Consider the following 20681-nt stretch of genomic DNA (forward strand, 5'->3'; position numbering starts at 1 on the left):
CCTTCGCCTGCCCGGAAATTCCGCTCTTTTCAGGGCGCGCGAGACTTAAGCAGCGCCCCTCCAAGTGTCAACGCGGCGAGGGTGAACCAGCTTAACGCTCAAGCTCGGGATTCGCCCAAAGAAAAGGCCCTCCCGGTGAGGGGAGGGCCGATCTCGTCGTTCAATTCGGCTTCCCAGGTCTTAGTAGACCTCGAACAGGCCCGCAGCGCCCATGCCGCCGCCGATGCACATCGACACAACGGCCCACTTGGCGTTGCGGCGCTTGCCTTCCTGCAGCACGTGGCCGGCCAGACGGGCGCCGGTCATGCCGTAGGGGTGGCCGATGGCGATGGAGCCGCCGTTGACGTTGTACTTCTCGGGATCGATGCCGAGCTTGTCGCGGGAATAGAGGCACTGGGAGGCGAAGGCCTCGTTCAGCTCCCACAGATCGATGTCGTCGATCTTCAGGCCGTGGCGTTCCAGCAGGCGCGGGATGGCGAAGACCGGGCCGATGCCCATCTCGTCGGGCTCGCAGCCGGCGACGGCCCAGCCCTTGAAGGCGCCCATGGGCGACAGGCCGGCCTTTTCGGCGGCCTTGGAGTCCATGATCACCACGGCGGCGGCGCCGTCGGAAAGCTGGCTGGCGTTGCCGGCGGTGATGAACTTGTTGTCGCCTTCACGGACCGGCTTCAGCTTGGCCAGGCCTTCCAGGGTGGTGTCGGGACGGTTGCATTCGTCCTTGTCGACCACGGCGTCGACGATCGACTCTTCCTTGGTCTCCTTGTTGACGACCTTCATCTTGGTCTTCAGGGGGACGATCTCGTCCTTGAACTTGCCGGCCTGCTGGGCGGCGGCCATGCGGCGTTGGGATTCCAGGCTGTATTCGTCCTGGGATTCGCGGCTGACCTTGTAGCGCTCGGCGACGATGTCGGCGGTGTCGATCATCGGCATGAACACGCCGGGATACTGCTGGAACAGGGCAGGGTCGTTGTTTTCACGCGAGCCGCCGCCGCCGGGGAAGGACAGGCTCTCCACGCCGCCGGCGACGACCGCATCGGCGCCGTCGTTGCGCACGTAGTTGGCCGCCGTGGCGATGGTGTTGAGGCCCGAGGAGCAGAAGCGGTTGATGGTCATGCCCGAGGTGGTGATCGGCATACCGGCCAGCAGGGCGACCTGACGGCCGAGGTTGCCGGCGCCGTGCGCGACGTTGCCGATGACGCAGTCTTCGATGGCCGAGGGATCGAGGCCCGACTTGGCCACGGCGTGCTTCACGGCGTGGGCGCCCATGGTCATGGTGGGGGTCATGTTGAAGCCCCCACGACCGGACTTGGCCAGGCCCGTACGGGCATAGGAAACGATTACGGCTTCGCGCGTCATGAAAATAGATCCTCCCGGAAAATGAACCGCGTCGACCGCAATGTTAGAGCCGCGCGGGGCTATATCGGCGGCAACCTTTGCATCCCGTGGCGTAAATGGCTAGGGACGGACGCCGGACGAGTGGCGATTTTCGACTTAGAGGTATGGCCGATGGCGCAGGGAAGTTTCACCCGCATTTCGCACCCGGTCCGCACGATGTTTGTCGTGCTGGCGGCGACCCTGATGCTGGCTTCCTGCGGGAACCGCACGGGCGCGGAACATCCTCCCGAGCCGGGCGATGCGGCGGTGGCCAAGGTCGACGGCCACACGGTGTGGGCCTCTGACGTCAAGCGCGAGGCCGTCGCGCAAGGCCTGATCGGCGAGGGCGAGCCCCTGGACGTCTCGTCGGATCTGTTCCGGCGGGTGATGGACGAGGTGGTGGACCAGAAGCTGCTGGCCAGCGAGGCCCTGAAGCGCAAGCTCGACAAGGACCCCGCCGCCCAGCGCCGCCTGGCCGCGGCCCGCGAGCGCATCCTCGGCGACATGCTGGTGGAGAGCACCGTCTCCGACGCCGTCAACGAGAACGCGATCCGCGGCCTCTACCAGGAGCAGCTCAAGCTCGCCAAGCAGTCGGAGGAGATCAAGGCCCGCCAGATCGTGCTGGCCAGCCTGGCCGAGGCCGACGCGGTCAAGAAGCTGCTGGCGACCGGCGCCTCCTTCGAGGCCCTGGCCATGGAGCGCTCCACCGACGCGGCCACCCGCTTCAACGGCGGCGACCTGGGCTACTTCACCACCGACGTCATGCCCGAGGCCTACGACGCCAACCTCAAGGCCGCCAAGGCCGGCCAGATCGTCGGCCCCTTCGAGGTCGACGGCGGCTGGGCCCTGGTCAAGGTCGAGGACCGGCGCCTGGAGCAGCCCATAACCCTGGAGGCCGCCCGGCCTCAGATCGTGCGCTTCCTGACCTATGACCAGGTCCGCGACCTGCTGGAGAAGCTGCGCGCCCGCTCCAAGATCCAGACCCTGATCCGCGCGCCCCAGGACGTGCCCGGCGCGCCCAAGGAGCCCGCCAGCGCCCCGCCGGCCGCCCCCGGCGCCGCTCCGGTTCCCGCCGCGCCTGTGGCCGGCGCGCCGGCGGTCAAGGCGCCCGCGCCCGCCGCCAAGGCCCCCGTGCAACCCGCAGCCAAGGCGGCCAAGCCATGACCCGTCCGCCCGCCAAGACCCCCAAGGCCGCCCAGCCTGCAGCCAAGAAGGCTCCGGCCAAGACGCCGCCCAAGGCCGCCGGCAAGACCCCGGCCGCCATCGCCATGGAGGTCGCCTCCAAGCCGGTTGAGGTGATGGGCCAGACGATCGAGCGGGCCCTGGACCCGCTGGCGACGGCCCTGAAGCGCGCGACCCAGAAGCGGTCCGACAAGCCGGCCGAGGCCGCCGCCGCCGCCGCGGCTCCCGCGCCGGCCAAGGGCGCCCTGCCGGTCTCGCCCCTGGCGGTGCCCTTCCCCAAGATCCCGCCCATCGCCGGCGTCCAGATCGCCACCGCCCGGGCCGGCTACTACAAGCATGACCGCGAGGACCTGATGGTCATGCGGTTCGCCCGCGGCACCTCGGCCGCGGGGGTGTTCACCCGCCACGGCATCGGCTCGGCGCCGGTGGACTGGTGCAAGAAGCATCTGGAGATGTCCAAGGGCGCCGACGCGCGGGCGCTGGTGGTCAACGCCGGCTGCGCTAACTCCTTCACCGGCAAGCCCGGCGCCGACGCGGTGCGCCGGGTGGCCTCGGCCGTGGCCAAGCGCTTCGACTGCCGCCAGCGCGACGTGATGGTGGCCTCCACGGGCGTCATCGGCGTGCTGCTGGACGACGCCAAGATCACCCAGCGCCTGCCCGACATCGAGACCCGCCTCACCGACGACGGCTGGGCCGGGGCGGCGCGGGCCATCATGACCACCGACACCTTCCCCAAGGGGGCCTATGCGGAGGCGATGATCGACGGCGAGAAGGTCAAGATCGCCGGGATCTGCAAGGGCTCGGGGATGATCGCCCCGGACATGGCCACCATGCTGGCCTTCGTGGCCACCGACGCCGCCATCTCGCCCGCCGCCCTGCAGACGCTCGCCAGCCTCTATACGCGGACCACCTTCAACTGCGTGACCGTCGACGGCGACCGCTCCACCAACGACACCCTGCTGCTGTTCGCCACCGGCCAGTCCAACGCGCCCAATATCAGCCGCGCCGGCGACAAGCGCCTGGCCGACTTCCGCGAGAAGCTGGAGGCCGTGCTACTGGACCTGGCCCTGCAACTGGTCCGCGACGGCGAGGGCGCCAGCAAGTTCGTCAAGATCAACGTCACCGGCGCCGAGAGCCCGGCCTCGGCCCGCAAGATCGCCCGCACCATCGCCGAGAGCCCGCTGGTGAAGACCGCCTTCGCCGGCGAGGACGCCAACTGGGGCCGCATCGCCATGGCCGTCGGCCGCGCCGACGAGCCCATCGACCGCGACCGGGTGAAGATCCAGTTCGGTCCGCTGGTGGCCGCCCAGGACGGCCTCATCTCGCCCACCTATGACGAGGCCAAGATGAGCGCCTACATGAAGAACCCGGAGCTGGAGGTCAGCGTCGACGTCGGCGTCGGCCGCGGCGCCGCCAGCGTCTGGACCTGCGATCTCACCAAGCAGTACGTCGCCATCAACGGCGACTACCGCAGCTAGGCCGCGCGTTCGTCCGCCGCTTCGTCGCCGCGCCAGGCGGTCAGGAACGGGCCCAGCTCCGCCAGGGGGATGGGACGCGAGACCAGGTAGCCTTGGATGGCGTCGCAGCCGAGCAAGGCCAGGGTCGCCTGGACCTCCCGGGTCTCCACGCCCTCGGCCACCACCACCATGCCCAGGCTGTGGGCCAGGTCGATGGTCGACTTGACGATCAGGCGGTCGCGCTGGCTCTCGGTGACCGAGACCACCAGGGACTTGTCGATCTTCAGCTCGTCGGCGTCGAGCAGCTTCAGATAGGACAGGGACGAGAGACCGACGCCATAGTCGTCGATGGACACCTTCAGGCCGGCGGCGCGGAAGTCGCCGATCGCCGCGGTGGCCGACGCCGGGTTCTCGATCACCGCGGTCTCGGTGATCTCCAGGCAGAGGCCATGGTCCTTGCCCGCGACCAGGGCCCGCACCTGATCGCAGAACCCCCGGTCGGCCAGCAGGCGCGCCGAGATGTTCACCGAGACCAGGAGGTCATGGCCGGCGGCCTTCAACGCGGCGCGGTCGGCGAGGGCGCGTTCCAGGGTCCATTCGGTGAGTTCCCGGATGCTGCCGGTCTCCTCGGCGACGCCGATGAAGTTGTCGGGCGCGATATTGCCACGGACCGGATGCTTCCAGCGGATCAGGGCCTCGACGCCGCGGATGACGCCGTCGGCGGCGGTGAGCTTGGGCTGGTAGTGCAGCGCCAGCTCGCCGGCCCCCAGGCCGCGGCGCATCTCCGACATCAGGGCCAGGTTGAGGGAGGGATCGACATAGGCGCCGGCGTCGAAGGCCACCAGCCGCCGGTTCGACCGGCGGGCCTCGTCCAGGGCCAGGGTCGCGTGCTCCAGCAGGCCTTCGGCGTCCTGGTCGGTGGAGGTCCTGTGGGCGACGCCGAGCTTGAGGAATACGTCAACGGCGTGGCCGGCCACCTGGCGCCCGGGGTCCAGGCCCTCCAGGCGCTGAAGGTCGGCCGCCAGCGCCTCGGCGTCGGGGCGGCGCAGGATCGCCCCCAGGACCGAGGTGGAGAGGTGAGCCACCTCGCCATCCTGGCACAGCGTCTGCAGTTCGGCGGCCACGTCGCGGACGATGAGGTTGGAAAGGCTGTAGCCCACCGCGCCGCGCATGGTCGGATAGCGGTCGATGCCCACGGCCACCACCGCCAGGGCGTCGCTGTCGGACCCCGCCAGCCGCGCCTCGAGGTTCCGCAACAGGGCGCGGCGGTTGGGCAGGCCGGTCTCCGGCTCGTGCATGGCCAGGTGCAGCAGACTGGCCTCCCGCGCCCGGACGATGGACTTGGCGCGCCGGTCCAGCTCCGCCCGCGTCGCCCACAACAGGCAGAGCAACTGGGCGACCAGCAGGGGCGCCACCGAGAGGCTGACCGGAGCCAGGTCCTGGATCAGGACAGGCAGGGCCAGCAGGCCGACACCCACGGCGGCGTGCCGCCGGGACAGGGACTTCAGATAGGCCGCGCCGGCCTCGACCCGCAGCACCCAGGCCAGCAGGCAGGCCAGGGCGAAGGTCATCCAGGCGGGCGGAGTCATCAGGGCCCGGCCGGCCGCCAGGTTCTCGAAGGCCAGGGCGTGGATATAGACGCCGTTGACGGTGCCGGCCTGCGGCGTGGCGAACTCGTCTCCGAGCTCCAGCGCCGTGGCGCCGATCAGGATGGTGCGACCCCGCACCGCCTTGGGGTCAAATCGGTTGCGGTAGACGTCCTCGAAACTGAGGTGCGGAATCTCGGTCGCCTTCATCCCGTAGTCGATGAGGAAGGTGTCGTTCCGCTGATTGGGGATGTTCGCGAGGGACGCGGCCATGGACTGGCGGTAGTTGTCCGCCTCGCCGAAGCCGTAGGCGTAGCGCCGCACGCGGCCGTCGGCGTCGACCGGCACGTTGACGCTGGCCAGCAGGGCCTCCGCCGAGAGGCCCCCCAGGGGCGAGGTCTCGACGAGTCGGTCGTCGGCCCGGTCCGCCGGTTGGACGAAGGTGGGCAGGATCACCGATCCCGGCTGCCGGGCGATGGCCTTGGCCAGGATCTGGTCGGCCTCGGGCGCGGCGTGGGCGCTGAAGTCGACGTCGAAGGCGACCACCTTGGCGCCGGCGGCCTGCAGGTTGGCGATGGCGGTGGCGAACCGGTCTCGGCCCCAGGGCCAGCGGCCGGCGGCGCGCAGGCTGGGGACGTCGATCTCCACCACCGTGATCTGGTGGCTGGTGGGCCGCTGGACGCCCGTGAAGCGAAGGGTCGCCAGGCCGTCCTCGAGGGGAACGAGGACCCCGGTGGCCATGGCCAGGGCCACGGCCACGGCGACGATTCCCAGCCCTAGGACCGACTGGAATCGCCGCGCCAGGCCGAGCAGTCGGCTCACTTCGTCACTTTGCCCGAGCCGTTTCCGGCGCCGTTCCCGGCGCCGGCGCCGGTGATCACGACGCCGGTGTCGGTGGAGGCTCCGCCGTTTCCGTTGCCGTTGTTCCCATTGCCGTTTCCGGTGGTCACGGCGCCGGTGGTGGCTCCGCCGTTTCCGTTGCCGTTCCCGTTGTTCCCGTTACCGTTGCCGGTGGTCACGGTCCCGGCGTCGGTGGCGCCCCCGCCATCCCCGTTGCCGTTGTTCCCGTTGCCGTTGCCGGTGGTCACGGCGCCGGTGTCGGTGGAGGCGCCGCCATTCCCGTTGCCGTTTCCGTTGTTTCCGTTGCCGTTCCCAGTGGTCACGGCGCTGGCGTCGGTGGCGCCGCCGCCATTCCCGTTACCGTTGCCGTTGTTTCCGTTGCCGTTCCCAGTGGTCACGGCGCTGGTGTCGGTGGCGCCGCCGCCATTCCCGTTGCCGTTTCCGTTGTTCCCGTTTCCAGCGTTTCCGCTGTTTCCCGGAGCAGCGTCCGTCGAGGTCGCGCCGTTCCCGTTCCCGGCGCCATTGTTTCCGGTCCCGGCGTCGCCGCTGTTGCCAGGCGCGTTGTCGGTCGAGGTCTGACCGCCGCCGCCGTTCCCGGCGGACAATTCCGGCTGGCGTTCGTTGCGGGCCACTTGGCTGGCCACGGCGGACGGGCCGCCGGCTTCGGCGGCGCCGCTGGGCGCGCCGGTCGCGGCGGCGATGGCGCGCGCCTCGCTGGCGATGGCCGCCGGTCCGCCGGAGTCCACCAGACCGCCGGAGACGCTCTTGTAGTCCAGGGGCTCGATCTTCACGGCCGCCGTGTCTCCGGACGTCGGCGTCACCGCCGCCCCGACCTGGACGGCCTGCGGCGCGTTGCGCCAGATGGTGCCGCTGGCGCCGGCCGGCACGTCGCTGCCGGTGTCGGCGGCGTTGGCGCGCACCTCCACCAGGCCTTCGGCGACGTTCACCGCGTCGGCCTGCGGCCCCACCACGACGGTGAAGGTGGTGCCCTTGACGATGGCGGCCAGCAGGGGCGTGTCGACCCGGAAGTGGGGCGCCTTCTGCTTGTCCACCTTGAACATGATCGCGCCGAGATCCTGGGCGATGCGGGTGAAGCCGCCGGCGTCCGGAGCCACGGTCATGCGGCTGTTGGGCCCCACCACGATGTGCTGCGCCCCGTTGTCGAGGCTCGCCCGCGCGCCGAGGGTGGTGGTGACGCTGGAGCCGGTCGGCAGGATCTGGTTCAGGCGCGCCGGGGCGGCCTCCGCGCCTGGAACGGCGATCCGCACCGTGCCGGTGACCTCGGTCAGCCGCCATTCGGCCGCCTGGGCCGAACCGGCGGCGAGGGCCAAGGCGAGGGCCGAACAGGCGAGCAGGCGGGCGTGCGCGCGGGAAGGTTGAAGCATGGTCTGGCGCCTCCACGAGGCAGATAAAATTAGCGTTGGAGACAGAAATACCGCGCTCGTGGCTAAGCCTTTGCTAAAGCGGGAGAAATTTTTGATCTGTTAGGGTGTCGTTCACCATATTCCGGCACCACGGTCCGTTGTGGTTCGCAGGTGGGCAAGGCGTGTCGGGGATATCAGCAGCAGCGGAGCGGACCGCGAACTGGCCGGTCCGCCTGGCCATGCTGATCGCCGCGGTCATGTTCGTCGCGGTTCCGGTCTTCGCCTGGCCAGGGTCTGACGCCCCCATCGGCGCGGCCTGCGGCCAGCCCGACAGCGGCTGCTTCCAGCTCAACGCCGTCGGCCTCGAGGGCGTCACGGTCTACAAGCCCGGCGAGCTCGCCCCGCTCTACCAGGCCTATCTGACCCGCGAGGTCAGCACCTCCGACCTGGTGGCCATCGCCACGGCGATCACCGACAAGTACCGGGCCGACGGCTATTTCCTCTCCCGCGCCGTGGTGCCGCCCCAGACCCCGGGGACCGGCGTGGCGCGCATCCGGATCTATGAGGGCTATATCAGCGCCGTGGAGCTGACCGGGATCGGCGCCCCGGCGGTCAGCCCCTATCTGAAGGGCCTGGCCGAACAGCGCCCCCTACGGCTGGCCGACCTCGAACGCCGCCTCAGTCTTGCCGGCGACGAGCCGGGCGTCAGGGTCCGGACCGAACTGGAGCCGGTCCTGGACGATCCGGCCCGCCATCGGCTGATCGCGGTGGCCGAGCTGAAGCCCCTGGTGGTGACCACCTACGTCGACAATCGCGGCCCCAAGACCAGCGGCCCCTGGCAGGCCTACGCCCGCGGCGCCCGCAACTCGGTCATCCGTCCCGGCGACCAGCTGGCCCTGGCGGTGCTCACCGTGCCCAACGATCCGCGCGCCTTCACCTATGGCGAGGTCAGCTATTCGGCCCCCCTGCAGGGCGGCGCCCGCCTGCGCGGGTCGATCGGCGTCGCCCGGGCCCGCGATGGCGCCAATCCCGCCTCGAAGGACGTGGGCAGCGAGAGCCTGGCCGCCAGCCTCAGCTACGTGAAGCCCCTGCAGCGCAGCCGCAAGCTCAACACCTGGGCCCAGGCCACCGCCCAGGCCCGCCACATCGAGCAGGACTGGACCGACACCGGCGGCTACGCCGACAACGTGGTGGTGCTGCGCGGGGCGCTGAACGCCGACGTGACCGAGCCGGGGCGCGCCAGCAACCTGTTCGCCCAGGTCTCGGCCGGCCAGCGCGGCAAGCCCGGCCTGCAGCCGGGACGCGGACTCTCCCGGGCCGACGCCTCGAAGACCTTCGTGAAGGTCAACGCCCACGCCTCGCACTACCGCGACCTCGGCCCCTGGGCCGGACTCTATCTCTCGGCCGACGGCCAATGGTCCCCCCACCGCCTGCTCGCCTCCGAGGAGTTCGTGGTGGGCGGCGCGCCCTATGGCCGGGGCTACAACTACGCCGAGATCGGCGGCGACAGCGGCCTGGCGGGCTCGGCCGAGCTGCGGGCCGGCTTCAGCCCCAAGTCCGGGCCCTTCAGCTTCCTGCAGGGCTACGGCTTCCTCGACGCCGGCAAGGTCTGGAACCTCAAGCCCACCGGCGGTCGCGCCGACCTGGCCTCCACGGGGATCGGCGTCCGCGCTCGCTTCGGCGACCGCGCCACCCTCGGGGTCGAGGCCGCCCGGCCCCTGACCCGCACCCCCTACGACCGGCGCAAGAAGGGCTGGCGACCCTTCTTCTCGCTCTCGACGCGGTTCTAGCCACAGCAAAACGCCCCGCGGCGTAAGCCACGGGGCGCTTGGTATCTTCAGATCAGATCAGGCCACCGGCTAGTCGATGGGGCTCCAGCGCTTGGCCGGGGCCTCGTCGCGCTTGGGGCCCTTGAAGGCCGCCTGGCTGATGGGGGTGGTGGAGGCCCGCTCGCCGCCCGTGCGGGCGCCGTGGGGGTGACGATCGCCACCGCCGCCGTTACCGCCAGCCGCCTTGGCCGGACGGTTGCGCTGCTTGCGCAGGCCGCCCGGCAGGTCGCTGCGGCCCTGAGGCTTGCGCTGGCCACGGTCGGTGTTGCGGTCGCCGGCGCGATCGCCGCCGTGGTTCTTGCGGCCGGCCTCGGCGCGCTCGGCGGCCACTTCGGGCATGGCTTGCGTCATGACCATCAGGGCGCGGTCGCCGCGGCGTTCCTCGGTGGGGATGGTCTGGCGGGTCACCTTCTGGATGTCGCGCAGCAGGTTGCGTTCGTCGTCGGCGCAGAAGGCCACGGCCGAACCGCCGGCCCCGGCGCGGGCCGTACGGCCGATCCGGTGGACGTAGGATTCCGGCACGTTGGGCAGTTCGTACTGCACCACGTGGCTGACGGCGTCGACGTCGATGCCGCGGGCGGCGATGTCGGTGGCCACCAGGGCGCGGACCTCACCGGCCTTGAAGGCGGCGAGCGCGCGTTCCCGCTGGCCCTGGCTCTTGTCGCCATGGATGGCCGCGGCTTCGACGCCGGCGGCTTCCAGGGACTTGGCCACCCGGTCGGCGCCGCGCTTGGTGCGGGTGAAGACGATGACGCGCTTGAAGTTCTTCTCGGCGAACAGCTCGCAGAGCAGGGCGCGCTTGCGGGCCGTCTCGACGAAGATCACCTTCTGGTCGACCCGTTCCACGGTGGTGGCCTGCGGGGTGACCGAGACCTTCAGCGGGTTGGGGTTCAGCAGCTCGCCGGCCAGCTTGCCGATCTCGGTGGGCATGGTGGCGGAGAAGAACAGGTTCTGCCGTTCCTTGGGCAGGTACTTCACGATCCGGCGGATGGGCAGGATGAAGCCCATGTCCAGCATCTGGTCGGCCTCGTCGAGGACGAAGATCTCCACGCCGCCAAGGGTGATGGTCTTTTCGCCCAGGTGGTCGATCAGGCGGCCGGGGGTGGCCACCAGCACGTCGACGCCGCCGGCCAGGGCGCGCATCTGGCCGCCGTACTTCACGCCGCCGAACACGACGGCGACGGAGACGCCCAGGTGCTTGCCGTAGGTCTTGAAGCTCTCGCCGATCTGGGTGGCGAGTTCGCGGGTGGGGGAGAGCACCAGGACGCGGCAGCCGCGGCGCGGCGCGGGCTTACGGTCGGCGGCCAGGCGATGCAGGATCGGCAGGGCGAAGGCGGCGGTCTTGCCGGTGCCCGTCTGGGCGATGCCCAGCAGGTCCTTGCCGGTCATGACGCCGGGGATGGCCTGGGCCTGGATCGGGGTGGGGCTGGTGTAGCCTTCGTCGGCCAGGGCCTTCAGCAGGGGTTGGGCGAGGCCGAAGTCGGTGAACTTGGTCAAAACGGATGTATCTTTCACATATGCGCCGAATGCGGCCGCTCGCCGATGGCGAGGGTCGCGAAGACGCGGGTCATTTGTGGAAAGCCCCCGCGTGGCGGGGCGATCTATGCGATCTCTTTCGGCGCTCGACAGGCTGGGACCTTCGAAAATCCCATCACGCGGCTGGAGCGCCATAGCGCCGCGAATTGCTGCAGCGCGGGGCTCATATGGGCTGCGAAGCCTTGGAAGTCAACCGAATACGGCCTAGCTGGTTCGCAGGTGCGGCGCCTAAGTCGAGCCGAGCGCTTCCCTACGAGTGTCATCCCGGAAAGCCCGGAGGGCTTGTCCGGGACCCAGACGCGCGGGGCGCGCCGGAAAGATCGGTGCTTCTGGGTCCCGGTCTTCCGCGCCGCGGAAACCGGGATGACACCTTAGGAGCGCGCCACCACCCCCGGATCATCCCCCGCCGCATAGGGTCGCATCTCGAAGCTGAGGACATGGACGCCGGCGCCGATCTTGTAGCGGTCCAGGGTGTCGGGACCGCAGCTCGCGGTCCCCAGGCCGCGCTGGCGGACGTCCAGGTTCACCCAGGTCTCCGCACGCGGCGTCAGGTCCGTCGTGTGGGTCGCGGCGAACAGGTCGGCGGGCGTGAAGTGGCTGGCCGAGCCCTCGCACTGAGCCACGAACACCAGTCCCGCCTCCGGCCCCTCGACCGCCAGCCAGCGCAGGTCGGTGCGGTTTCCGTGTTCCTGGGGCAGGACATAGGGCACGTACTGGCCGCTCACCGTCCCCGCGAACCGCCCGATCCAGCCAGCGGCCTTGCGGTCCACATAGGTGTCGCCAGGGCCTCGGCCGAACCAGGCCATCTGTTCGAAGCCATCCGGCAGGGCCAGGGTCACCCCTAGGCGCGGCAGGTCGGGCAGGACCTCGTCGACCTCGAAGCGGTTGGTCACCGCCAGCCGGCCGTCGGGGGTGATCTTGTAGACGTGGAGATGGACCACGGCCTGGGGGCTGGCGGCGCAGGCCCAGGCCTGGCTCACCGTGACGACGACCCCGCTGGCCGCCTCCGCCACCGAGACCTGCGGCGCGGCCGGCGCCAGGGCGTCCAGCCCCGCCGCCAGCCAGCGGCCGAGCGGCTTGGCGTCCTGGTTGGACCAGCCCTTGATCCCGTCATTGTCGGTGGCCCCGCGCCAGACCTGCAGCCGCGGTCCTTCCAGCAGCAGCGGGTGGTTGCGCCAGAGGTAGCGCTCCAGGGTCCCGGAGCTCTTGGAGAAGACGAGCTCGAAGCCGTCGCCGCTGACCCGCACCGTCTCGTCGGTCTCGGCCAGCACAAGGGTTCCGGTGACACGTTCGGCGGGCGGCGCCTCCGCGACTGGCAGGTCCGCCGGCAGCTGGACCCAGGCCACCTCGTGTCCCGCCGGCGCCCAGGCGGTGGCCTCGGCCTGGTTGAGCCGCACCATCAGGAAGGCCTCCTGACCCGGCTGGATCTCGGGCCTCGGCAGGTCCAGCGCCACGATCTCCGTCATGCCCGGCGCGGTGGTCAGCCGGGGCAGGGCGCCCTGCGCCACCGCCCGCCCGTCGACCTCCAGGCTCCAGGTCCCCCTCAGGTCCCCGAGCGTCGTGAAGTCGCGCCGGTTGGTGACCGCCAGCCGTTCGCCGTCCCAGGTCACGCCCACCGGCTGGGCCAGGGTCTTGAATTCCCAGAGACCCGGATGCGGGACCCGGTCGGCGCCGACGATGCCGTCGCAGCAGAAGTTGAGGTCGTTGGGGCTGTCCCCGAAGTCGCCGCCATAGGCCATGTAGGTGCGGCCGTCGGCGGTCTGCCGGGCGATGCCGTGGTCGGCCCATTCCCAGATGAAACCGCCCTGCAAACCGCGATGGGTCTCGAAGGCCTCCCAGTAGTCCGAGAGGCTGCCGTTGGAATTGCCCATGGCGTGGGAATATTCGCAGAGGATCATCGGCCGCCGGTCGGCGGGATCGTCGGCCCTCGCCCAGGCCACGATGTTCTCGATAGGGGGATACATCGGGCAGACGATGTCGCTGGCCAGGGCGCCCGGCGCGCCGCCCGCCTTCACCCCGCCCACGGCGGTGATGTGCTGCAGGGCGGCGCTGGGGTCCCAGCCCCAGATGGCGCCCTCGTAGTGCAGGGGGCGGGAGGGATCGTACTGGCGGATCCAGCCGGCCATGGCGTCGTGGTTGGGGCCGTAGCCGCTCTCGTTGCCCAGGGACCAGAGGATGACGCTGGGATGGTTCTTGTCCCGCTCCACCATCCGCAGCCCGCGCTCCAGGAACTGGCTGGCGTAGCGGGGATCGCGGCAGAGGCCGTGCAGGAAGTCGTGGCTCTCGATATCGGCCTCGTCCACCAGGTAGAGGCCGTATTCGTCGCAGAGGTCGTACCAGGCCTCGTGGTTCGGATAGTGGCTGGTGCGCACCGCGTTGACGTTGAAGGCCTTCATCAGCAGCACGTCGGCCAGCATGTCCTCTCGCGTGATGGCCTTGCCCCGGGTGGGGTGATGCTCGTGGCGGTTCATGCCGGCGATCATCACCGCCTTGCCGTTGATCAGCAGCTCGCGGTCGCCGATCTCCACCCGCCGGAAGCCGACCCGGATCGAGGTCGCCTCCACCGCCGGACCGTCGCCCCGGTGCAGGCTGACCACCAGGGTGTAGAGGTTGGGCGTCTCGGACGACCACGGGCGCGGCGCGGGCACGACGGCCTCCAGCACCGCCTGGCCCAGGGGCGGGCGATAGGGATTGTGCCCCTTCACCGCCGACCAGACCTTCTTGCGGAGCGGCGTTTCCAGCACGGCGGTGTCGCCGTCATAGAGCTGGGCCTGCACCACCCAGCCGTCGTCGGGCTCGCCCGGGAAGCCCAGCTTGGCGGTGATCCGCAGCGTCCCGGTGGCGTAGTCGTCCTCCAGCCCCGCCAGGGCGAAGACGTCGGCGAGGTGGGTGGGGGCGGTGGAATAGAGGGTCACGTCGCGGTGGATGCCCCCCATCCACCACTGGTCCTGGTCCTCGATGAAGGAGGCGTCCGACCACTTCACCACCACGCAGGCCAGCAGGTTCTCCCCACCCGGCCGCACGAAGGCGGTGACGTCGAAGTCCTGCGGCAGGCGGCTGTCCTTGCCCATCCCCACCGCCTGGCCGTTCACCCAGACATAGAGCACGCTCTCGGCCGCCCCGACCCGCAGCACGATGCGCCGCCCGTCCCAGTCGGCCGGGACCTCGAAGCGGGTTCGGTAGAGGCCCGTCGGGTTCTCGTCGGGCACGTTGGGCGCGGCGAGCGGGAAGGGCATCTGGACGTTGGTGTAGTGGGGCTTGTCGTAGCCGTGCATCGTCCAGTTGGACGGCACGTGCAGCCGGTCCCAGCCGGCGTCGTCGAAGGCCTCCTGCGTGAAGTCCGCCGGGACCGCCTCGGGGCGCTCGGCCAGGGCGAACTTCCAGTCGCCGTTCAGGGACCGGACGAAGGGTGAGGGGCCTCGCGCCCGGGCGCTGTCGGCGTCGCCATAGGGGGTGAAGGTCGCCCGCGCGGGCAGCCGGCCCAGGGAGACGGTTTCCGGATGCGTCCACGTCCGGACCGCGCCTTGGACAAGCATTTCCATCAGGGTCTCGGGCTAGAGGTCGAGGCGGTAGATCTGGGTCGCCGTGCCGGAGAACAGCGCGGTCTTCTCGCTCTCCGAGGCGCCCTTGGCGAGCACCTTGAAGGCGTTCCACAGCACATCGTAGTCGCAGCTGCCGATGTCGACGGGGAAGTTGCTCTCGAACATGCAGCGCCGCGGTCCGAAGGCCTCGATGCAGGTCTCGATATAGGGCTTCCACTCCGCCGCCAGGGTCTCCGACGACGCGGGCGGGAAGGCCATGAAGGAGTCGAACCCCGGGAACACCATGGCCAGGCCCCCCAGCTTCACCGCCACGTTGGGCAGGGCCGCGAACTTCAGGATGTTGTCCTTCCAGATCGGGAACCGCTCGTCGCGCTTGCCGGCGTAGCTGGCGATCCCCAGCGGGGTGCCGACGTGGTCGAGGATGATCTGGGTCTCGGGGAAGGCCTTGGCGAGGTCGATGAGGTCGGGGAGCTGCGGCTCCAGCATCCAGGCGTCGAAGGACAGGCCGAGCGGCGCCAGCTGGGCGAAGCCCTCGCGGAACTTCGGCGACAGGTAGAGCCCGCCCTCGATGCGGTGCAGGGGGCCCAGCACGTCCTTGTCGGGATTGGCCGAGGCGCTCTGGCGGATGCCGCGGAAGCGCCCGCCGCCGGCGGCGATGTGGGCCTCCAGGGTCTCGCGAACCGCCGCGCCGAGATTGCAGTCGGCGTGGCCGACGATGCCGGCGCAGGCCAGGACGTCGCCATAGAGGCCGCTGGCCGACATGGCCGCGATCCCGTTGACGAACTCGGTTTCCCCCACCGGTTTGAGGGCCGCGGGGCCGCGGCCGCGGTACATGGAGCCGCACTCCATGTAGACGGTGGCCTTGACGTTGTGGCCGCGCTTCATGTCGGCCAGCAGTTCGTCCAGCAGGTAGCGGGGGACCTTGCGGATGATGTGCTCAAAGCCGTGCTTGGGCGGGGGCAGGGCGGCGATCAGGGCGGCCGGGCGGTCCCACAAATGATGGTGCGGATCGACGATCGGCAGATCGGGTTCGAGGATGGCTTCGCTCACGAATGGACCTCCTGCAGGATGGCGTCGGCCATCAGGGTCTGGGTGGTGGCCTGGAGGGCCGGGGCGGTCTCGGACAGCAGCTGGACCATGCCGACGAAGATCAGGTCATGGGTGGGATCGACCCAGAACCAGGTCCCGGCCGCGCCGTCCCAGTGATAGGTCCCCAGGCCCGCCGGCACCCCGGCCGCGGCGGGATCGGTGAACACCACCCCGTTGTAGCCGAAGCCGAACCCCGGCCGGATCTGCTGCAGGCCGATGCCGAAGCCGCCGGCCATGATCTCGTCGGAGATCTGGTTGGTCATCATCTGCTTCACCCCCGCGGCGCTGACGATCCGCCGGCCGGCGAACTCGCCGCCGTTCAGCAGCATCTGGGCGAAACGGGCGTAGTCGCCCACCGTGGAGATCAGGCCCCCGCCCCCTGAGGCCAGGGCCGGCGGCCTTTCGTGGTCGGGCAGCAAGGGGTTGCCCGCCAGGGGGACGAGCCCTCGGCTGGCGCTGTTGCGGTAGAGGGTCGCCAGTCGGTGCTTCTTCTCCGGCGGGGTGTGGAAGGCGGTGTCCACCATCCCCAGGGGCCCGAAGATCTCGGCCTGCATGAAGTCGGGCAGGCTCTGGCCCGAGAGCGCCTCGATGATCGCCCCCTGCAGGTCCATGGAGAGGCCGTAGAACCACTGGCTCCCCGGCTGGAAGGCGAGCGGCAGGCCGGCCAGCTTGTCGGCCATCTCCGCAAGGCTGGCGGAGCGCCAGACATCGGCGGCCTTGTAGAGGTCCTCCAGCCCGCCCAGGGGCTCGTGCCCATAGATCAGGCCCGCCGTGTGGGTCAGCAGCTCCCGCAGGGTGGGGGGGTGGTCGGGGGCGAGCCGGATGACCTCGCCGGCGGCGTCCACCCCGCCGAACACCTTCACGCCCTCGAAGGCCGGCAGATGCCTGGCGATGGGGTCGTCGGGGGACCAGAGGCCGCGATCGTGCAGGATCATCATGGCCACGGCCGTCACCGGCTTGGTCATGGAGAAGATGCGGAACATCGTGTCGGGCGCCATCGGCTCGCCTGAGGCGATGTCCTTCTTCCCGATGGTGCTGAGGTGGGCGCGCCTGCCGTGCCGCGCGGTCAGGGTGACGAAGCCGGCGTTGATCCCCTGGTCCACCAGGCCCTGCAGATAGGCGTCGATGGCCGCCAAGCCGGCGCTGGAGAGGCCCGCCTCGGCGGGGGTGGAGGGCGTCAGATCACGGTTGGGCATCAGGTCGCAGCCCTCGCCGCCAGGACCGCGGCCCGCACCAGGGGCAGGCGGTCATTGCCGAAATACATGTCCGTCCCCCCCACGAAGATCGTCGGCGATCCGAAGCCGCCGCGGGCCATCACCTCCTCGGTGTTGAGGCGCAACTGCTCCTTGATGGCGGTCTCGGCGATCCCGGCCAGGAAGGCGGCGGGCTCGACTCCGACCTCGTGGCAGATCCCCGCCAGCACCTCGTCCTGGGAGATGTCGAGATTGTCGCCCCAATAGGCCTCGAACACCTTGGTGGCGAAGGGAACCAGCTTGCCCTGGGGCGTCAGCCACAGGCAGCCGCGCATGGCCTTGACGCTGTTCACCGGGAAGACCTTGGGCGGGAAGGTGATCCGGATCCCGGAATACCGGGCCCAGTCCTCCAGGTCCTTCTTCATGTAGCGCGCCTTGGCCGGCACCGGGGTCGCCCGCTGCTCGTAGACCGAGGGGTTCACCGTGTTGAAGATGCCCCCCACCAGGATCGGCCGCCAGCTCACCTCGACCGCCAGCTCGGCGGCCAGGGGCTGCAGGTTGTGGAAGGCCAGATAGGTCCAGGGGCTGGAGCAGTCGAAGAAGCACTCGATCATGTTGCGGCGATCCCGAAGAGGTTCTGCTTGGTCTGCGCGTCCATCTCGCCCGGCCGCGCCATCCGCCCGACGCTCGTGCCCGCCACCACGCCGGGCCGGGCCCGCACCTGCGCGAACCAGCGCTTGATGTTCGGGTAGTCGTCCAGGGTGAGCCCTTGCGCCTTGTGGGTGATCAGCCACGGGAAACAGGCCATGTCGGCGATGCTGTAGTCGTCGCCGGCCACATAGGCGCCGGTCCGCTCGAGCTGGCCGTCGAGCACGCCGTAGAGACGGGCCGCCTCCCGCTCGTAGCGGTCGATCGCGTAGGGGATCTTCTCCGGGGCGTAGAGCTTGAAGTGGCCGTTCTGGCCCAGCATCGGCCCCAGGCCCCCCACCTGCCACATCAGCCACTGCATCGCGACGCTGCGTCCGCGCACATCGTGGGGCAGGAAGCGCCCGGTCTTCTCCGCCAGATAGACCAGGATCGCCCCGGTCTCGAAGATCGGGATCGGCGCCCCGCCGTCCGCCGGGTCCTGGTCGACGATGGCCGGGATGCGGTTGTTGGGGCTGAGCTTCAGGAAATCGGCCGCGAACTGCTCCCCGCGCCCCAGGTTCACCGGATGGACGGCGTACGGCAGGCCGCACTCCTCCAGCATGATGCTGATCTTCCAGCCGTTGGGGGTGGCGGCGTAATGGAGGTCGATCACCGGCGTCTCCCGGGCCTCTGGGCGGGCCTTGGCCGACAGACTACCGGCCTGACGTCTCGACGCCAGCCTCTCCGCGCGTCAGGCCTGTTGCATTCGGCCGCCAAGCCCGCGATGCAGGCGTCATGGCTGATCCCAAACCCATGGTGCTCGTCGCCGCCGCCGCCCTCATCGACTCCGACGGCCGGGTGCTGATCGCCCAGCGGCCGGAGGGCAAGCAACTGGCCGGGCTGTGGGAGTTTCCCGGCGGCAAGGTGGAGCCCGGCGAGACCCCGGAGGAATGCCTGATCCGCGAGTTGGACGAAGAGCTGGGCATCCGCGTCACCAACGCCTGCCTGGCCCCCTTCGTCTTCGCCAGCCATGGTTATGAGTCCTTTCACCTGCTGATGCCACTCTACCTGTGCCGTCGCTGGGACGGCGTGGTCACGGCCCGGGAGCATTCGGCGCTGGCATGGGTGAAGCCCTCAAGACTCAGCGACTATCCGATGCCGCCGGCCGATGCGCCGCTGGTGGCCTGGCTGCGCGATCTTATCTGAGCCGTTTCCTGCGCGACGAGCGCGGGGCGACCATGATCGAGTACGCCATCCTGGCCGGGGTGCTGGGCATGGCGGTGGTGGCCGCCATCGGCGCCTTCCAGACCGTCCTGTTCGACCTGATGAACAAGGCCGCCAGCGCCATCGAGGCGGCGATCTAGGCTAGGGTCCCGCCATGGACGCCTGGCTTTCCGACTTCATCGCCGCCGAGGGCCTGCCGCCCGACTTCGCCGCCACCGCGACGGCGATCTGCGCGCCGCTCGCCGAGCGGATCATGGCCGCGGCGCGGGCGCCGGGCTTCGTGGTGGGGATCTGCGGGACCCAGGCCAGCGGCAAGTCCACCCTGACCGCCGTGCTCCGGCACATGCTGGAGGTCCGGGGCCTGAAGGTGGCCTCCCTCTCCCTGGACGACCTCTACCTGACCCATGCCGCCCGCCAGGCCCTGGCCCGCGAGGTCCATCCCCTGCTGGCCACCCGCGGCGCGCCCGGAACCCATGACGTGGCCCTGGGCCTGGCGGTCCTCGACGGCCTGACCCGACCCGGCGAGACCCTGCTGCCGAGCTTCGACAAGAGCACCGACGATCGCCGCCCCGATGGCGTCCCCGTCGCCGGCCCGGCGGATGTGATCCTGTTCGAGGGCTGGTGCGTCGGGGCGGCCCCCCAGGACCGCGCCGCCCTGGCCGAGCCGATCAACGCCCTGGAACGGGAGCGCGACCCCGACGGCCGCTGGCGAGCCTTCGTCAACGCCGCCCTGGCCGGCCCCTACCAGGACCTGTTCTCCCGCATCGACCTGCTGGTCCTGCTCAAGGCCCCCAGCTTCGAGGTGGTCCTGGCCTGGCGGCGCGAGCAGGAGGCCAAGCTCCGCGCCCGCCTGGCCCGCGAGGGGGGCGACCTCAAGCGCGCCATGACCGACGACGAGGTGGCCGCCTTCATCGCCCACTACGAACGGCTGACGCGACACATCCTGGCCGAGATGCCGGGGCGGGCGGACGTGGTGGTGGAGCTGGACGCCGAGCGGCGGCCGAGGATCTAGTCGCAGCCGTCACGCCCCTCCGCGGCCGCCACCCTTGCCGCGTGCCGCGCCTTCATCCTTTCGATGTCCTCGGCCCGGCGCTCCTCCATCACCCGTCGCCACTTGGCGCGCAGGACGGCAGGCCGCTCTGGGTAGCGATCCTCGAGGAACTCCGCGCCCGTCACCCGATCGGCGCGGAAGGAGCGGAAGTCCTGGCGCATCTCGCACCAGGCCATCAGCATGCGGACGGTGTCGTGATAGCCGATGGTCACCGGCCAGATCACCCGCTGGCTGTCGCGGCCCTGCTCGTCCTTGTAGTGGATGGAGATCTTGCGGCCGGCGTGGATCTGGGCGCGCACCTGGGCCATGTCGATGGCGTCCGGATGGATCTTCCAGGACGTGGCGGCGCCCAGGGAGGGCGCGTCGATATAGGGGCGCAGGCGCTCGGGGATGGCGGCGCTGATCTTGGCGATCAGGTCCTCGGCGGCCCGGGCGAGCGCTGGGTCGCCTCGGCCGGCCACCCACTGGGCGCCCAGCACCGCGGCCTCGATCTCGTCGGGGGTCAGCATCAGCGGCGGCAGGTCGTAGCCCTGGTCCAGGACATAGCCGATGCCCGCCTCGCCCCGCACCGGCACCCGCTGGGCCATCAGGTCGGCGACGTCGCGATAGACGGTGCGCTTGGAGGTCTCCAGCTCCTCGGCCAGCGCGTCGGCGGTCACCGGCCGGCGGGCGCGGCGCAGGATCTGGATGATCTGGAACAGGCGGTCGGCGCGTCTCATGAGTCCAGAAGCTCCACCATTGCTGCCACCATGTTGGCAGCAGGATGGCAATAGAACCGGGATCGACG

16 protein-coding genes are annotated in these 20681 nt (G+C 70.3%); 6 read left to right on the plus strand and 10 right to left on the minus strand.

Annotation, left to right across the window (positions count from 1 at the left end; translation table 11 throughout):
• Positions 1-180 precede the first annotated feature (180 nt).
• Positions 181-1356: an acetyl-CoA C-acyltransferase gene (locus AC1RN5_RS02485; protein WP_493039690.1), complete on the minus strand. Its 1176-nt coding sequence runs from the start codon at positions 1354-1356 to the stop codon at positions 181-183.
• Positions 1357-1506: 150 nt separating this feature from the next.
• Between AC1RN5_RS02485 and AC1RN5_RS02490 the strand changes: the two genes are divergently transcribed.
• Positions 1507-2538, plus strand: coding sequence for a peptidylprolyl isomerase (locus AC1RN5_RS02490; RefSeq protein ID WP_493039691.1), 1032 nt, complete (start codon positions 1507-1509; stop codon positions 2536-2538).
• Positions 2539-2642: 104 nt separating this feature from the next.
• A complete protein-coding gene (gene argJ, locus AC1RN5_RS02495; protein ID WP_493041466.1) occupies positions 2643-4034 on the plus strand; it encodes a bifunctional glutamate N-acetyltransferase/amino-acid acetyltransferase ArgJ in 1392 nt (463 codons plus the stop codon).
• Here the strand turns inward: argJ and AC1RN5_RS02500 are convergent.
• Positions 4031-6421, minus strand: a complete 2391-nt coding sequence (locus tag AC1RN5_RS02500; protein WP_493039692.1) for a putative bifunctional diguanylate cyclase/phosphodiesterase — start codon at positions 6419-6421, stop codon at positions 4031-4033. The genes argJ and AC1RN5_RS02500 overlap by 4 nt on opposite strands.
• Positions 6418-7824, minus strand: a complete 1407-nt coding sequence (locus AC1RN5_RS02505; protein ID WP_493039693.1) for a FecR domain-containing protein — start codon at positions 7822-7824, stop codon at positions 6418-6420. Before AC1RN5_RS02505 ends, AC1RN5_RS02500 begins: the two co-directional genes overlap by 4 nt.
• Positions 7825-7985: 161 nt before the next feature.
• Between AC1RN5_RS02505 and AC1RN5_RS02510 the strand changes: the two genes are divergently transcribed.
• Positions 7986-9593: a ShlB/FhaC/HecB family hemolysin secretion/activation protein gene (locus AC1RN5_RS02510; protein WP_493039694.1), complete on the plus strand. Its 1608-nt coding sequence runs from the start codon at positions 7986-7988 to the stop codon at positions 9591-9593.
• A 69-nt stretch (positions 9594-9662) separates the two neighbouring features.
• Here the strand turns inward: AC1RN5_RS02510 and AC1RN5_RS02515 are convergent, their stop codons facing one another.
• From AC1RN5_RS02515 to AC1RN5_RS02540, 6 genes are all read right to left on the minus strand, one after another.
• Positions 9663-11129 (minus strand): DEAD/DEAH box helicase, encoded by a 1467-nt coding sequence (locus tag AC1RN5_RS02515; protein WP_493039695.1) that lies wholly within the window; start codon positions 11127-11129, stop codon positions 9663-9665.
• A gap of 410 nt (positions 11130-11539) precedes the next feature.
• On the minus strand, positions 11540-14710 hold the full coding sequence (locus AC1RN5_RS02520; RefSeq protein WP_493039696.1) for a glycoside hydrolase family 2 TIM barrel-domain containing protein: 3171 nt from the start codon (positions 14708-14710) through the stop codon (positions 11540-11542).
• Between the two features lie 12 nt (positions 14711-14722).
• Entirely contained in the window at positions 14723-15760 is a 1038-nt protein-coding gene (locus tag AC1RN5_RS02525) for an amidohydrolase family protein (RefSeq protein WP_493039697.1), read from the minus strand.
• Positions 15757-16995, minus strand: coding sequence for a serine hydrolase domain-containing protein (locus AC1RN5_RS02530; protein WP_493039698.1), 1239 nt, complete (start codon positions 16993-16995; stop codon positions 15757-15759). Before AC1RN5_RS02530 ends, AC1RN5_RS02525 begins: the two co-directional genes overlap by 4 nt.
• Positions 16995-17606: a 2-hydroxychromene-2-carboxylate isomerase gene (locus AC1RN5_RS02535; RefSeq protein ID WP_493039699.1), complete on the minus strand. Its 612-nt coding sequence runs from the start codon at positions 17604-17606 to the stop codon at positions 16995-16997. The genes AC1RN5_RS02530 and AC1RN5_RS02535 overlap by 1 nt, the downstream gene beginning before the upstream one ends.
• Positions 17603-18292, minus strand: a complete 690-nt coding sequence (locus AC1RN5_RS02540) for a glutathione binding-like protein (RefSeq protein ID WP_493039700.1) — start codon at positions 18290-18292, stop codon at positions 17603-17605. The genes AC1RN5_RS02535 and AC1RN5_RS02540 overlap by 4 nt, the downstream gene beginning before the upstream one ends.
• Before the next feature lie 122 nt (positions 18293-18414).
• Between AC1RN5_RS02540 and mutT the strand changes: the two genes are divergently transcribed.
• The 3 genes from mutT to AC1RN5_RS02555 are packed head-to-tail and all read left to right on the plus strand — an operon-like array spanning position 18415 to position 19855.
• A complete protein-coding gene (gene mutT, locus AC1RN5_RS02545; protein ID WP_493039701.1) occupies positions 18415-18825 on the plus strand; it encodes an 8-oxo-dGTP diphosphatase MutT in 411 nt (136 codons plus the stop codon).
• Between the two features lie 32 nt (positions 18826-18857).
• Positions 18858-18983 carry a hypothetical protein gene (locus tag AC1RN5_RS02550; protein WP_493039702.1) on the plus strand — a complete coding sequence of 42 codons (126 nt, stop codon included), beginning with the start codon at positions 18858-18860 and terminating at the stop codon, positions 18981-18983.
• Positions 18984-18997: 14 nt separating this feature from the next.
• Complete coding sequence (locus tag AC1RN5_RS02555) at positions 18998-19855, plus strand: kinase (RefSeq protein ID WP_493039703.1); 858 nt, start codon at positions 18998-19000, stop codon at positions 19853-19855.
• Here the strand turns inward: AC1RN5_RS02555 and AC1RN5_RS02560 are convergent.
• Positions 19852-20613, minus strand: coding sequence for a helix-turn-helix transcriptional regulator (locus tag AC1RN5_RS02560; protein WP_493039704.1), 762 nt, complete (start codon positions 20611-20613; stop codon positions 19852-19854). The two genes, AC1RN5_RS02555 and AC1RN5_RS02560, sit on opposite strands and share 4 nt — an antisense overlap.
• Positions 20614-20681 lie beyond the last annotated feature (68 nt).

The organism is Phenylobacterium sp. GW821-FHT12F10 (genome assembly GCF_058806695.1).